The sequence below is a fragment of the Kocuria sp. WRN011 genome, from assembly GCF_002295155.1.
GTDB classification, from domain to species: Bacteria; Actinomycetota; Actinomycetes; order Actinomycetales; family Micrococcaceae; genus Kocuria; species Kocuria carniphila.
This window is the reverse complement of the sequence record NZ_NSGI01000002.1, coordinates 276,692-290,424: the sequence shown is the minus strand read 5'-3', so window position 1 is coordinate 290,424 and position 13,733 is coordinate 276,692. Positions and strand designations below refer to the sequence as shown.

The following is a 13,733-nucleotide window of genomic DNA, read 5'->3' as shown; positions in this document are numbered from 1 at the left end:
CTGACGGATCGTGTTCCGATTGAATCCGTCTCCCTCGACGAACTGGCCCAGCAGCGCGCCGGAAAGTAGTACGCAAGTGACTGAAGCTCAGCCGACCCATGACCCCTCCGTGACCCAGCAGGATCTCACGGTGGTGGGACACCAGCTCGGCCGTCCGGCGCGTGACGTGGTGGAAATCGCCGTGCGTTGTGTGTGCGGTAACCCGCTGGTTGTTGCCACCGCACCCCGGTTGGCCAACGGCACTCCGTTCCCCACGGTGTTCTACCTGACGCACCCCGTCATCACCTCTGCGGTGTCCCGGCTCGAGGCCGAGGGCAGCATGTACGGCATGTCGGACCGGATCAAGGAGGACACCGAGCTGGCGGAGCAGTACCAGGCGGCCCACGAGCATTACCTGGGGGAGCGGCGTCGGATTGGCGAGAAGGCCGGAATCGGTGAGGTGTCCGAGATCGAAGGCATCTCCGCAGGCGGCATGCCCACCCGCGTGAAGTGCCTGCACGTCCTGGTGGGTCACAGCCTGGCCGCCGGCCCGGGCGTGAACCCGCTGGGCGACGAGACCCTGGGACTCATCGCGGACACCTGGACCACGGACCGTTGCGCATGCGACCCGGAGTGGCGCACCGCGGACTGATTGCGCCAACCGCACACGTCCTGCGTGCACCGCAGATGACGCAGACAACGACGCCCGCCTCACGGATCATCCGTGAGGCGGGCGTCGTACTGTCAAGACTGGCTATCGCAGGGCCGCCGAAACCGGACCGCTAGCGCTGCACCGACCTGGGTGCACCACGACCGCCGCGGTTCTGCACGGCCTTGATCAGCTCGACCAGCAAGAAGATCACCACGCCGTTGAGCAGCGCGAAGCCCCATTCCACCCAGCCCAGCGGCGCAGAACCGAACCACGCGTTCATGAACGGCGCGTAGGTGAAGACCAGCTGCACCGCCAGCAGGATGCCCGTGGAGATCCACGTGGCCTTGTTCCCGGTGATGGCGCGCGGGTGCAAGCTGGACAGGTGCAGGAAGCGCGAGTTGAACAGCACGAAGATCTGGCCAAGGACCAGCACGGACACCGCCGTGGTGCTGGCCACGGCGTCCGAGGCGCCCGATTCGCTCATGACCCGGTAGGACAGCAGCGCGGCCGCGCCGATGAAGAATGCCACCCACACCACACGTAGCCACAAGGACACGGGCAGCAGATTGGCATCCCGGTCGCGGGGACGGCGTTGCATGATGCCCGGCTCGGCAGGCTCGTAGGCCAAGGTGATGGACAACGTGATCGCGGTGACCAGGTTGACCCACAAGATCTGCGTGGGCCGCAACGGCGGTTCTGCGCCCAGGAGTACGGAGGCCAGGACCACCAGGCCCATGCCGATGCTCGTGGGGAGCAGGAACACCACGGATTTGCGGATGTTGTCGTAGATCCGTCGGCCTTCGTGGACCGCACCTTCGATCGTGGCGAAGTTGTCGTCCGCGAGCACGATGTCCGCGGCTTCCTTGGTGGCCTCGGTGCCCTTGATGCCCATGGCGATACCCACGTTGGCACGGGTGAGGGCGGGGGCATCGTTGACGCCGTCGCCGGTCATCGCCACGACCTCGCGGCGGGCCTGCAGGGCGTCCACAATGCGGATCTTGTGCTCGGGGCTCGTGCGCGCAAAGACATCCACGTCCGTGACGCGCTCGACCAGTTCCTCCTTGGTCATGGCCTCGACCTCGGCGCCGGTCACCACCACGGGGTCGTCATTGGTGGACAGGCCCAGTTCGCGGCTGATGGCACGGGCGGTTTCCGCGTGGTCACCGGTGATCATCTTCACGTTGATCCCGGCCCCGTGACACGACGCCACGGCCGTGATGGCTTCTTCACGCGGCGGGTCGACCAGCCCCACGAGCCCAACGAATTCGAGCCCCTCGTCGAGGTCCTCGTGAGACAGGGTGGCGGTGCCCGCGGCCATGGTCTTGCGCGCGGCAGCCAGCACTCGCAGCCCCTGGGACGCCAGATCCGTGTTGGCGCGTTCCCACTCGTCCGGGTCGAAGTCCGTGGCGCCGTGCGCGTCCGGCAACTGGGTTGAGCAACGCTGCAGGAGCCGGTCCGGCGCTCCCTTGACGAGGATCTCGCGCTCGCCGCCGGGGGCCTCGCTCAGCACCGCCATGTACTTGTTGGACGAATCGAAGGGGAGCGCGCCCACGCGACTGTATGGAGCGGCGTCGAACCCGGCCTTGCGTCCGAAGATCGCGAGCGCCGCCTCGGTCGGCTCGCCCACGATCTGGATGCGTTCGCCGGTCCCGCGCAGGGTGGCGTCATTGCAGAGGACGACGGCGCGCGCGAGCGTCCGCGCGTTGCGTGAGGCTTCCTCGGTTGCCTCGCCGGAGGCCACGACCGTGCCCTGATCCGTGTATCCCTCGCCGGTGATGGCGAAGCGACCACCGGGCACGGACGCGACGCGGGCGGTCATCTCGTTGCGGGTCAGCGTTCCGGTCTTGTCCGAGCAAATCGTGGTGACCGCGCCGAGAGTTTCCACGGCCGTCATCGTGCGGGTGATGGCCTTGTGACGCGCCATTTGTTGAACGCCCAGCGCCAGCGTGATGGTCACGAGCGCCGGTAGCCCCTCGGGCACCGTGGCCACGGCAAAGCTGATGAATGAGCTCAGCACGGTCTGCGTGGGCATCGAATAGATGAACCAGGCGACCAGCATCATTACGGCACTCACGACCAAGATGCCCAGCGCGAACTGCTTGCCCAGGCGGTCCATTTGTTCGGTCAGGGGAGTAGCCAGCTGGTCGATGTCGTCCACGAGGGACTGGATGCGTCCGATCTCCGTGTTCGAGCCGGTGGCGACCACCACACCCAGCGCGGTACCGCGGGTGACCACGGTGCCGGAGTGCGCGATGCTGGTGCGATCACCGATTCCGGCGTCCTCCGCCACGGCTTCCACGTGCTTGTCGCTGGGCTCGGATTCGCCCGTGAGCGCGGATTCGTCGATGGCCAGTCGATTGGCGTCCAGGAGGCGCAGATCGGCGGGGACCTTGTCGCCGGGACCCAGCCGAACGACGTCACCGGGCACCAGATCTTCGCCATCTACTTGCTGCCACTCGCCATCGCGCAGCACCGAAGCGTGCACCGAGAGCATGCCGCGGATCCCAGCGAGTGCCTTCTCCGCTTGCCCCTCCTGCACGAAACCGATCACCGCGTTGCCCACGGCCACGGCGATGATCACCCAGAAATCGACCCACTCCCGGTAGAACGCCGTGATCACCGCGGAGACCAGCAGGATGTAGATGAGCACGTTTTTGAAGTGCGCCAGGAACCTCAGAATCGCGGGTTTCCGCTTGGCGGCCGGCAACCGGTTGGGACCTACCCGATCCCGAATGTCCGTTGCCTGGGCGTTGGTCAGGCCCGATTCTTGCGAACCCCATTCCCGCAGGGCTTCCGCCGGCGTGAGCGCGTGGAAGGCACGGGTGGATACTGTGTCGCCGATTTCTGAGGTCATCATTGGTCTCGTTCGTGTTGTCGCGTGTCAGGCAGGGAAATCGTTAGCTGGCTTCAGTTTTTCACACCCTGGTCAGACCACGCCGTCGTGGACGCGCCCAGAACGCGGGTAAAGTGGGATCGCGCTGGCAGAATCGGCGCATTCCCCATAGACCCAAGGATCCATCACCCATGCGCGTTGCGGCCATTGATTGCGGTACCAACTCCATCCGCCTCCTGATCGCGGATGTGAAGGACGACAACGGTCACCCCGAACTCGTCGACATCGTGCGGGAAATGCGCGTGGTCCGATTGGGACAGGGCGTGGACGCCACCGGTTGGCTGGCCGAGGCCGCCCTGGATCGCACCTTCGCCGCCGCTGAGGAGTACTCGCGGCTCATCAAGAAACACAAGGTGGACAAGATCCGTTTCGTCGCGACGTCGGCCACGCGCGATGCCGGGAATCGCCAGGTGTTCGTGGACGGCATCAAGGAACGGCTAGGAGTTGCACCCGAGGTCGTGACCGGTGACGAAGAAGCCGCCCTGTCCTTCCGCGGCGCGGCCAACGCAACCGGGCCTCTCAAACCCGAGGATCGCGTGCTCGTGGTCGATCTGGGTGGTGGTTCCACCGAATGCGTACTGGGCACCGTGGACGGCGTAACCGCAGCCAAGAGCGTGGACATTGGATGCGTGCGGATGACCGAACGGCACTTGGGCTCCAACCCTCCCACCGACGAACAGCAGCGCCAGGTACTCCAGGACGTGGACGAGGCCATGGATTCCGTGGCCCGGATGGTCCCGTTGTCACAAACCACCCATTTGGTGGGTGTCGCCGGAACGGTGACTACGGTGAGCGCTCACGCCATGGATCTCAAGAGCTATGACCCGGACAAGATTCACGGCTCCACGCAATCGGTGGACTCGATAGCCAAGGCCTGCAAGGATCTCACGGCCATGACCAAGAAGGAACGGGCCCGCTTGGGATTCATGCACGAGGGCCGCGTGGACGTGATCGGTGGCGGTGCCCTGGTGTGGCGGCGCGTGATCGAACGCGTGGTCGCGGCGACACAAGGGCGTGTGCAGTCGGTCACGGCCAGCGAACACGATATTTTGGACGGAATCGGTCTGTCCCTGGTGCACTGACCCCACAAACGTCCTGAACATTCAACCGCCAGGGACGTCCCCACCGGTGCGTTCCCAGTCGAGTTGAGGTTAGTAATGTCGGTTCACACCACGCGTCGCCGCGCACTCTCGGGTGCGGCCGCTGCCGCCATGGTCTTGTCCTTCGCCGCCGCCCCCGCGGTAGCCATGCCCGACAACGAGCAGCCACCGGGAGCGCCCGCCCCCGCGCCGTCGATCCCCGTGGAAACTCCCGTGGCGCCGCCGCCCCCGGACGGCAAGGTACCGGTTCCCGTGGACTCGATCCGCGAGCGGGAGTACTGGCTCGACGAATACGGTGTGCGCGATGCGTGGAAGGAATCCACCGGCAAGGGTGTGAAGATCGCCGTGATCGACACCGGTGTGGACGCGACACATCAGGATCTGAGCGGCACCGTCAAGGACGGCACGGACGTCTCCGGCAAGGGAGACGGCAAGGGGCACCGCGGACTGGGCTCGGAACCCGAACACGGCACCCTCGTTTCGTCCTTGGCCGCCGGAACCGGTCACGGTGCGGATACTCCCGACGGTCCCGGTAAGCAGGGTGGCGTGATCGGTGTGGCGCCGGAAGCGGAGATCCTGCCCGTGTCCCTGTGGCTCGGCAACGAGGAACCTGGCGTCAAGGACGTCAACGAGCAGATTCCGAATGCCGTTCGTTGGGCCGTGGACAACGGTGCGGACGTGATCAACATGTCCGTGGGATCGGATTCCACGGAATGGCCGCAGTCCTGGGACTCAGCGTTCGCATATGCAGAGGAGAAGGACGTCCTGGTCGTGGCGGCCTCGGGCAACCGTGGTTCCGGACTCAACCAAGTGGGAGCGCCGGCCACGATCCCCGGTGTACTCACGGTGGGTGGCGTGAACCGCGCGGGCCAGGCGAGCTGGGATTCCTCCTCCCAGGGGATCTCGATCGCGGTTGCGGGTCCGAGTGAGGACATGGTGGGCGCCATGCCGGGTGACGGTTACGCCGAATGGTCCGGCACGTCTGCCACGGTGCCGCTGGTCTCCGGAACCGCCGCGTTGATCAAGTCCAAGAACCCGGAACTGAGCGCGGCGCAGATCGCCAACCAGATCATTCGCACCGCTCACGACGCCGGTGAAGAAGGTCAGGACTCGTTCTACGGCCACGGGATTCTGGATGTGAAGGCCGCTGTCGAACAGGACGTGCCAGACGTCGACAAGAATCCGCTGGGGAGCATGAAGCACTGGATGAGCGTGCACCGACCGGCAGCTGTGGAACCCAGCGAGGCGGCGTCGTCGCCCGAAGTCTCCGAGACCCCGGACACGGAACAGGTGACAGAGGAGGCGACCCCGCCGGTGGCCCAGGCGCCGCTCAACGAGACCGGTGCACTGCCCGTGGTCATCCTGGCCGGATTCGGTCTGGTAGTGGCGGGACTCACGGTGGCCGCGGTACTGCACATCCGCTCGATGAACCGCTGACGCCAACATTTCACGATCAGCGCAGTCCCACCCCCGCCTTTCGAAGCGGAAATTGGGGCGGCGATGAGTAGACTTTCAGGCATGGCTTTCAATCAATTGGCTAAAGACCGTCCGCGTCTTCTGATCGTCGGCGGCGGATACGTTGGTTTCACGCTCGCACAACAGCTGCAAACCCGCATCAAAGAATCGGGTGGCGTTGTCACGGTTGTCGATCCCAACCCGTACATGACCTACCTGCCGTTCTTGCCCGAAGTTGCTGCCGGCAACATCGAGGCACGTAGCGCCATCGTTCCGCACCGTCAGCACCTCAAGGACTGCGAACTCATCGCTGGCCGCGTGGAGAGCATTGACCACGCCAACCGTACGGTCAGTATCCGCGGCATCGATCAGGGTCCCGACTTCGATCTGCCCTATGACGAGATCGTCATTGCCGGTGGCTCCATGACCCGCACCTTCCCCATCGAGGGACTGGCCGAGAACGCGATCGGTCTCAAGACCATCGAAGAGGCTGTATCTCTGCGTAACTGGGTCCTGGAACGCATCGAGATCGCCTCGCTGACCGATGACGAAGCAGAGAAGCGCAAGGCTCTCACCTTCATCGTGGTCGGTGGCGGTTTCGCCGGTATCGAGGCCATTGGTGAACTCGAGGACATGGCGCGCACCGCAGTGGAGCGCAACGACCGTTTGAAGGTCTCCGACCTGCGCTTCGTGCTGGTCGAGGCCATGGGCCGCATCATGCCCGAGGTGACCGAGGAGCGAGCCGAGAAGGTTGTCGCCGACCTGCGTTCGCGCGGCATCGAAGTTCTGTTGAACACCTCCTTGGATTCCGCCAAGGACCAGTTGGTCAAGCTGATCAACATGAAGGACAAGTCTCCGGCCGGCGAAATGTACACCGACACGCTGGTATGGACCGCTGGTGTTCAGGCTTCGCCGTTCGTCAAGAACAGTGACCTGCCCGTGGACGAGCGCGGGCGCGTCCGTGCCGGTGCTGATCTGCGTGTGACCGGGGACGACGGCCCCATCAAGGGTGCCTGGGCCGCCGGTGACATCGCCGCAGTTCCGGACCTCACGGGTGCCGGCCCCGGCGGTTTCTGCGTTCCCAACGCTCAGCACGCTGTGCGCCAGGCCAAGACCATGGCCAAGAACATCATGGCTACCCGCGAGGGCAAGCCGCTCGAGGACTACTACCACGAGAACCTCGGCGCTGTGGCGGGTCTGGGCCTGTACAAGGGTGCCGCCACCATTCGCGGCGTGGACTTCGGTGGTCTACCCGCTTGGGCCGCACACCGGCTCTACCACGGCTACGCGATCCCCACGATCGAGCGCAAGGTCCGCGTGTTCAGCGAATGGGGCATCAACATGCTCTTCGGCCGCGACACCACCGGCATGCGCCACGTGCGTGACCCGCGCCGTTCGTTCAAGATCGCCGCAGGTGACGAAGTGGATAAGGCCAAGGCAAGGCTGTAACCTACGTTTACTCGCGAAGCTACCGGTTCAGCTCCCTTCACGGGCGGTGAACCGGTAGCTTTTGCACTGGCCCCCATAGCCCAATTGGCAGAGGCAGCGGACTTAAAATCCGCGCAGTGTGGGTTCGAGTCCCACTGGGGGCACCACTTTCTTCTTTGCACGGCCTGCGTTCCGGCATGTTGGGCCACCGCTGACGACATCTGAGGCCGAAGTTCGCGGCCCATTACATTTATGGCTTCGGTTCGCGGCGTTCACCCCTGATCCGCTGCGGTCCGGAGCCTCAGATGTTCTGCCGTGCCAAACTCAGCCACAGATGTTCCCCGGTCGCGACAATCCTCAATGGACCGGTTCCGGATCCCCGCTACAGGGAAAATCTCATTCGACATCACGGAGACCCGTCATAGTCGCAGAGACCGTAGAGTGGATTCCCACAGGAGGACGGTGTAACCCATGGCGACGTTGAGAGCTTCTTCCGCTGGTGGCCGCAATGCGAGGACCAGGTTGACGGCTAAAACTGACAGCGCCGCTCGTACGGGCAAGGTCAACACGTACAGCGCCAAACAGCAGCAACGACTCCTGAAGCAGTCAGAGAAGCTACAAAAGGTGCTTGAGGAGCGTAAGAAGGAACTCGGTGTTAGCTAGCCAGCGCACCTGATCCGATTTCATCCCCCCGCACCACTCGCGTTCCATGATTCCGTGTTCGGTCAGCTGGGGTCGGGCACGATGTTGTGGTTCAGACGGAACAGATTCTGTGGGTCGTAGCGATTCTTCAGTTCCTTCAATCGGTCGTAGGTGCGTTGGCCGTAGGCCTGGCGGGCCGCGTGGGTCATGTCGTGACCGTCCTCTGCCCCCAGGAAGTTCACGTATTGCCCCTGCTCGGCGAAGGGCTGCATGCGTGCGTGAGCCTTTCGTGCAAAAGCGGTCAACCGCTCATCCTCGGCAGGATCGGTCCAGAATCCGTAGATGTTGAGCCAGAACCGGGCGGAGCGGTTGGGGAATGCGGTGTCGTCTTCCGCTATGCGACTAAACGCACCGCCTAAGCAATGGATGTCGATGCCCGTTCCGTGCCAGGTGACTTCCGAGGCGATGTCCGCAAGGACATCCACGACCTCACGATCCATCCGGGAGAAGGACACGTTTTTCCAGTACCCGCGTGAGCCTTTGGGGAAGAGACCGTCCAGACTCGACTGCCAGCCGATCCAGTCCGTGAGGTGGACGTCTTCACCATCCGGTGGCGCAATCTCCCGCAACTGCTGGATCAGCTCCAACCCCGAGGCCTGGTCCTCCGAAGCCCACGCGAAACCCACAACCATCCACGGGTCGTCGCCCATGCCGAACTCCGGTGGCAGCACCAGGATGGAGATGATGGGAGTCATTTCGTCGGGCAGGGATTGAGTCCACTGTTCGAATGAAGTCAGGGCATCACGCCAGTGAGCCGGCTGGTAGAAGAAGTTTCCCGCCAATACGGGCGATGACAGTGACCGAGCGTGAAACGTGAAGGACGAAACCACACCGAAGTTGCCACCCCCGCCGCGCACTCCCCAGAAGAGGTCGGGGTTCTCCCCGGCGCTCGCCGTGAGATGCTCCCCGGAGGCTGTGAAGATACGGGCGGATTCCAGATTGTCCAGACTCAGGCCGCAAGACCTGGTCAACCATCCCACGCCGCCGCCCAGCGTCAGCCCGGCGATCCCGGTCGCGCTGATCACGCCCATGGGAATCGCGAGTTGATGAGGCGCGGTCGCATGATCGACGTCCGAGAGAGTGGCTCCAGCTGCGACCGAGACCAGGCGACGTTCCGGATCAACCTCCACGGCCCGGAGTTGGCACAGGTCCAGGGCGAGCCCGCCCTCCACGGTGACGTGCCCCGCCACGTTGTGGCCGCCTCCGCGGATGGCAAGTGGCAGTCCCGTGTCTCGCGCGGCCTCCAGGACCACATCGATGTCAGAGTCTGATCCCACACGGATCACCGCGCAAGGGTAGACATCGATCATGCCGTTCCACACCGTTCGAGCACTGTCGTACCGGGAATCGTCGGGGGTGATCAGATCCCCGGACAACGAATCGTCCAGTTTTTTGAGCGCAGCCGTGATCTCGGGGCTGTTGGTGTGCGAAGTGTGCGTGCTCATGATGCTGCTGCTTCCCCGATGAGAGATCTGCATCTCTGACATGACGGTGAATGGTGGCTGCAGGGATCGGAATTTCTCCACGCCGCCACTGCAGAACTCGGGGAATGACATTCCCGGGCCTCGGAGCCTCCCAATGTGTCTCCGGGCTGGAACGGTACGACGCTGAACCAATTATAAGTCCACTTGGTAACCCGGTCTACGGCAGTGAGCCATCACGGTAGAAAATCTCGTCGTGATCAGAAAGAAGCAGCCCTCAACTGCGTTTCTTGCCGACGAACCGATCCACGCGCTGCACGGTCTCCGGATGTCCGGACAGTTTCGCGATGCTCGCTGATTCGTTGCGCAGGTGCTCCTCGTACCCGTCCAGCGTGGCGGCCCGCAGCAATTTCTTGGTCGACCCGTACGTCTGCGTCGCCCCGCTCAAGAAACGGTCCTCGACCTCGGTGAGCTGCTCCGCGAACGACGCCGCTGCCGTCACCTCGTTCGCAAGGCCCCAGTCCACGGCGTCCGCACCGCTGAGAACCCGACTATTGAGCGCCAGATCGGTGGCGCGCTGATGGCCCACCGTGCGGGGGAGCAGGTAGGCGACGCCCGTATCAGGGGACAGACCCATCTTGGAGTACGCCGTCAGCATGCTCGACTGATCGGAGGCCAATACCCAGTCAGAGTTCAACACCAACCCGAACCCCGCACCGGCCGCCGTGCCATTGACGCCAGCAATGATGAGCAGACGAGAACGCATCATGGCCAGCGCGACGTCGTGGGCGGCGTCGGCGAGGTCGCGTAAGAAAGCGGGACGATCCGCGGGCTCGTAAGAGGCCATGCTCGTGACGTCCCCGCCCGCGCAGAAGAAGCGACCCTCGCCCGTGAGAGTCAGGACGTGGACGTCCGGGTCGGACTCGGCGTCGCGCAGGGCGGCCAGTGCCTCACGCGCCATGTCGAGGGTGAAAGCATTGCCGTCCGCGGGACGGTTCAGCACGAGCCGAACCACGCCGGACCGGTGTTCGATCCGGACTGCAGAGGGGGTGTCGCTAGTAGTCACGGTGCTCCTGTTGGACTGGTCTGGGATGGTGACGGCGCGGTCACGCGAAGGCGCTGACGCCGGTGAGGTCGCGGCCAAGGATCAGGGCCTGAACGGACTCGGTGCCCTCGTACGTGTGCAGCGCTTCCACATCGGTCATGTGGCGGATCACGTGATTCTCCAGCAGAATCCCGTTGCCGCCCAGCATGTCCCGGGCCGCGGAAGCAATCCGACGGGCCGCGCGCGTGTTGTGGTACTTGAGCATCGAGGCCTGCGCGGGCCTCATGGTGCCCGCGGCCTGAAGCTGCGTCACCGCCACGCACTGCAACTGCATGTTGGTCAGCTCCGCGAGCATCTGGGCCAGGCGCTCCTGCACCATTTGATGACCGGCCAGCGGTTTGCCGAACTGTGTGCGTTGCTTTGCGTAGGACAACGCCGCCTCGAACATAGATGTTGCGTGGCCCAGCGCGGACCAACCCACGTTCACGCGCGTCTCCACGAGAGCGCGGGACACGTCCTTGAAGGAGCTCACGTTAGGCAGTTGCGCCTCGGCGGGAACGCGCACATTGTCCAGCGTGATTTCAGCCTGATGAATGGCACGCAACGCGCCCTTACCCTGAATGACCTCCGCCGAATATCCCGGGGTGGCCTGCTCCACGATGAAGCCCTTGACCTGGCCGTCCGCCTGATCGCGGGCCCACACGATGGTGATCCCGCCGGCGGCGCCGTTACCGATCCACTTCTTGTGACCGTCCAGGACCCATTGGGAGCCTTCTCGGCGCGCGGTGGTTTCCAGCGACACCGAGTCCGAGCCGTGGTTGGGTTCCGTCAGCGCGAAACCACCGAGCAGCTCACCGCTGGCCACGGGTTCCAGATACCGCTGCTTCTGCTCGTCGCTCGCGAACAGCACCAAGCTGCGCAGCACCAGACCACCCTGCACGGCCGCGGCGGCGGCCAGGGAACCGTCCGCGCGGGAGATTTCCATGGTCACCAGGCCAGCCGCCAATGGCGACATAGTCCGATGACCGGAGACATCCAGCCCATCGGTCAGCAGATCGAGTTCACCGGCCCGGCGCACCAGGTCCGTGGGGTACTCACCGCGATCCCAGTACTCGTTGATCAGGGGCAGGATCTCCGCACCGTATTCGCGGGCACGGTCCCAGTGCGCCCGGTCCTCGTCGCTCATTCCGTCCAGCACCCAGAGATAGTCGGTGCCCAGAGCTTCGGCCAGGTCATAGCGCCGCGACGGCCCGGCGCTCACGCGCGATCCTCCGTGGTCCCGGTCCCGGTCCCGGTACCGGCCCCGGTTTCGCTCGCTTCCGCAGCCACCGGCGACGACGCCGCTCCGCCACCTTCCGTACCGGACACACCCGCGTCACCCTGTCCGGATGATGCTCCGTTGGCCTCCTGAGTTCGCTCCGCCCGCAGCTCCCGCTTGAGCAGTTTGCCTGACTGGTTGCGGGGCAGCTCCGCCACGAAGTCCACCCGCTTGGGCACCTTGTAGTCGGCGATCCGCGACTTCACGTGCGCGCGCACGGTTTCTGGAGTCAGCGTGGTGCCCTCCTTGAGCACGATTACCGCGGTGATGGCCTCGATCCAGCGCTCGTCGGGCAGGCCGACCACGGCAACCTCGGCAACCCCGTCCAACTCGTAAATACAGTCCTCGACTTCGCGCGGGGCCACGAGCACACCGCCCGTGTTGATGACGTCCTTGATGCGGTCCACCACTTGGATGAATCCCTGCGCATCTTGAGTGACCTGGTCGCCGGAGCGGAACCAGCCATCCACGAACGCCTGCTCGGTGGCCTCGGGCTTGTTCCAGTACCCCGTCAGCAGCTGCGGGGAACGGTATTGGATCTCTCCTGGTTCACCGGGCGCAGCCAGCTCACCCTCCGAGGTGACCACGCGCGCCTCCACATAAAACACGGGCCGCCCGCACGAGGCCGGCCGCGCGTCATGTTCCTCCGGGCGCAGCACGGTGCACAGCGGACCCAATTCGGATTGTCCGAAACAGTTGTAGAACCCGATCTTCGGATATCGCGAGCGCAACCGCTGCAGCACGGTCACCGGCATGATGGACGCGCCGTACTGCGCCTTGGTCAGCGAGGACAGGTCGCGGGTGTCCAGCTCGGGGGAGTTCGCCAGCGGCACCCACACGGTGGGCGCCAGGAACAGCGAGCCGATGTGTTCTTTCTCGACGAGCTCGAGGATCTGAGCGACGTCGGGCTTGGCAATCACGCGCGCTGTGGCACCCAACGTGAGGTAGGGGAGCAGGAACACGTGCATCGCGGCCGAATGGTAGAGCGGCATGGCGATCAGCGGGCGGTCCTCGGCCGTGAAATCCAGCGCGATGATCGAGGAGACGTACTCGGCGATCAGCGCGGCGTGCGTCATCATTGCCCCCTTGGGCGCGGACGTGGTCCCGGAGGTGTACAGCAGCTGCAGCAGGTCGCTTTCGTCCACGGGTGCCTCCACGGGGTCCGACGACGCCGCCCGGTCCAGCGCCGTCTCCAGCAGCGAGACCTCTTCGGGCCGGGTATCGGAACTCGAGTCTGCGTTCGGGAACATCGACCACACCTGGCCGACACCCGCGGCGCGACCGGAGGCGCGGACGTCGTCGACCAGCGGGAGCAATGCGTTGTCGACCACGAGCAGGCTCGCTCCGGAATCCTCCAGGATGTAGGCCAGCTCGTCACCCTTGAGGGCGAAGTTCACCGGAACGTGCACCAGACCTGCCTCGGCGCACGCGAGGTACAGCAGGAGATAGGCGTCAGAATTGGCGCCGTAGGCGGCAACCCGGGCACCGGATGGCAGCCCGGCATCCAGCAGGCGACGAGCCACGCGATGGACCGCATCGCCCAGTTCCGTATACGTCCAGCGCCGGTCTTCGAACAGGAGGGCGGTGGCGGGACCGTTGCGGGTAACCGTGCGGCGGAGCAGATCACCGACCGTGTTGGACTGTGCCGTGGCCACCGCGTATTCGGTCTCGTGGTTCTGGGATGCTGCGTTCATGATGGGCGTGTCCTTAAAAGGGAGTGGTTCCGAAGGTCAGAGCGGC

The 13,733-nt window shown here is 64.6% G+C and carries 10 protein-coding genes and 1 tRNA gene; 6 read left to right on the top strand and 5 right to left on the bottom strand.

The window, feature by feature from the left end; genetic code table 11:
- The first annotated feature begins 76 nt into the window (after nt 1-76).
- Nucleotides 77-631, top strand: coding sequence for a DUF501 domain-containing protein (locus CKW39_RS04070; protein WP_095796869.1), 555 nt, complete (start codon nt 77-79; stop codon nt 629-631).
- A gap of 130 nt (nt 632-761) precedes the next feature.
- Here CKW39_RS04070 and CKW39_RS04065 read toward each other — a convergent pair whose 3' ends face one another.
- On the bottom strand, nt 762-3,488 hold the full coding sequence (locus tag CKW39_RS04065; RefSeq protein WP_254049267.1) for an HAD-IC family P-type ATPase: 2,727 nt from the start codon (nt 3,486-3,488) through the stop codon (nt 762-764).
- A 167-nt stretch (nt 3,489-3,655) separates the two neighbouring features.
- Here CKW39_RS04065 and CKW39_RS04060 point away from each other — a divergent pair, with 167 nt between their 5' ends.
- From CKW39_RS04060 to CKW39_RS15400, 5 genes are all read left to right on the top strand, one after another.
- Entirely contained in the window at nt 3,656-4,606 is a 951-nt protein-coding gene (locus tag CKW39_RS04060; protein ID WP_095796868.1) for a Ppx/GppA phosphatase family protein, read from the top strand.
- Nucleotides 4,607-4,681: 75 nt separating this feature from the next.
- Complete coding sequence (locus CKW39_RS04055; RefSeq protein ID WP_095796867.1) at nt 4,682-6,061, top strand: S8 family serine peptidase; 1,380 nt, start codon at nt 4,682-4,684, stop codon at nt 6,059-6,061.
- Nucleotides 6,062-6,142: 81 nt separating this feature from the next.
- Complete coding sequence (locus CKW39_RS04050) at nt 6,143-7,528, top strand: NAD(P)/FAD-dependent oxidoreductase (protein WP_095796866.1); 1,386 nt, start codon at nt 6,143-6,145, stop codon at nt 7,526-7,528.
- Between the two features lie 69 nt (nt 7,529-7,597).
- A tRNA-Leu gene (locus CKW39_RS04045) sits at nt 7,598-7,674 on the top strand.
- 355 nt (nt 7,675-8,029) lie between these two features.
- On the top strand, nt 8,030-8,170 hold the full coding sequence (locus tag CKW39_RS15400; RefSeq protein WP_158222903.1) for a hypothetical protein: 141 nt from the start codon (nt 8,030-8,032) through the stop codon (nt 8,168-8,170).
- Nucleotides 8,171-8,232: 62 nt separating this feature from the next.
- Here the strand turns inward: CKW39_RS15400 and CKW39_RS04035 are convergent, their stop codons facing one another.
- The 4 genes from CKW39_RS04035 to CKW39_RS04020 all read right to left on the bottom strand — a co-directional run bounded on the left by CKW39_RS04035 (nt 8,233) and on the right by CKW39_RS04020 (nt 13,687).
- Nucleotides 8,233-9,654: an FAD-binding oxidoreductase gene (locus CKW39_RS04035; RefSeq protein WP_095796998.1), complete on the bottom strand. Its 1,422-nt coding sequence runs from the start codon at nt 9,652-9,654 to the stop codon at nt 8,233-8,235.
- Between the two features lie 253 nt (nt 9,655-9,907).
- Nucleotides 9,908-10,696, bottom strand: coding sequence for an enoyl-CoA hydratase/isomerase family protein (locus CKW39_RS04030; protein WP_095796864.1), 789 nt, complete (start codon nt 10,694-10,696; stop codon nt 9,908-9,910).
- A gap of 40 nt (nt 10,697-10,736) precedes the next feature.
- On the bottom strand, nt 10,737-11,936 hold the full coding sequence (locus CKW39_RS04025; RefSeq protein WP_095796863.1) for an acyl-CoA dehydrogenase family protein: 1,200 nt from the start codon (nt 11,934-11,936) through the stop codon (nt 10,737-10,739).
- The gene (locus CKW39_RS04020) at nt 11,933-13,687 is read right to left on the bottom strand and encodes a fatty acyl-CoA synthetase (RefSeq protein ID WP_095796862.1); all 1,755 of its coding nucleotides are present in this window, start codon (nt 13,685-13,687) and stop codon (nt 11,933-11,935) included. The genes CKW39_RS04025 and CKW39_RS04020 overlap by 4 nt, the downstream gene beginning before the upstream one ends.
- Nucleotides 13,688-13,733: the final 46 nt, after the last annotated feature.

Excerpts from the sequence above, each read along its gene's own strand:
- CKW39_RS04065 (WP_254049267.1), bottom strand. The coding sequence starts at position 3,488 with ATGATGACCTCAGAAATCGGCGACACAGTATCCACCCGTGCCTTCCAC.
- CKW39_RS04060 (WP_095796868.1), top strand. The coding sequence starts at position 3,656 with ATGCGCGTTGCGGCCATTGATTGCGGTACCAACTCCATCCGCCTCCTG.
- CKW39_RS04055 (WP_095796867.1), top strand. The coding sequence starts at position 4,682 with ATGTCGGTTCACACCACGCGTCGCCGCGCACTCTCGGGTGCGGCCGCT.
- CKW39_RS04050 (WP_095796866.1), top strand. The coding sequence starts at position 6,143 with ATGGCTTTCAATCAATTGGCTAAAGACCGTCCGCGTCTTCTGATCGTC.
- CKW39_RS04035 (WP_095796998.1), bottom strand. The coding sequence starts at position 9,654 with ATGAGCACGCACACTTCGCACACCAACAGCCCCGAGATCACGGCTGCG.
- CKW39_RS04020 (WP_095796862.1), bottom strand. The coding sequence starts at position 13,687 with ATGAACGCAGCATCCCAGAACCACGAGACCGAATACGCGGTGGCCACG.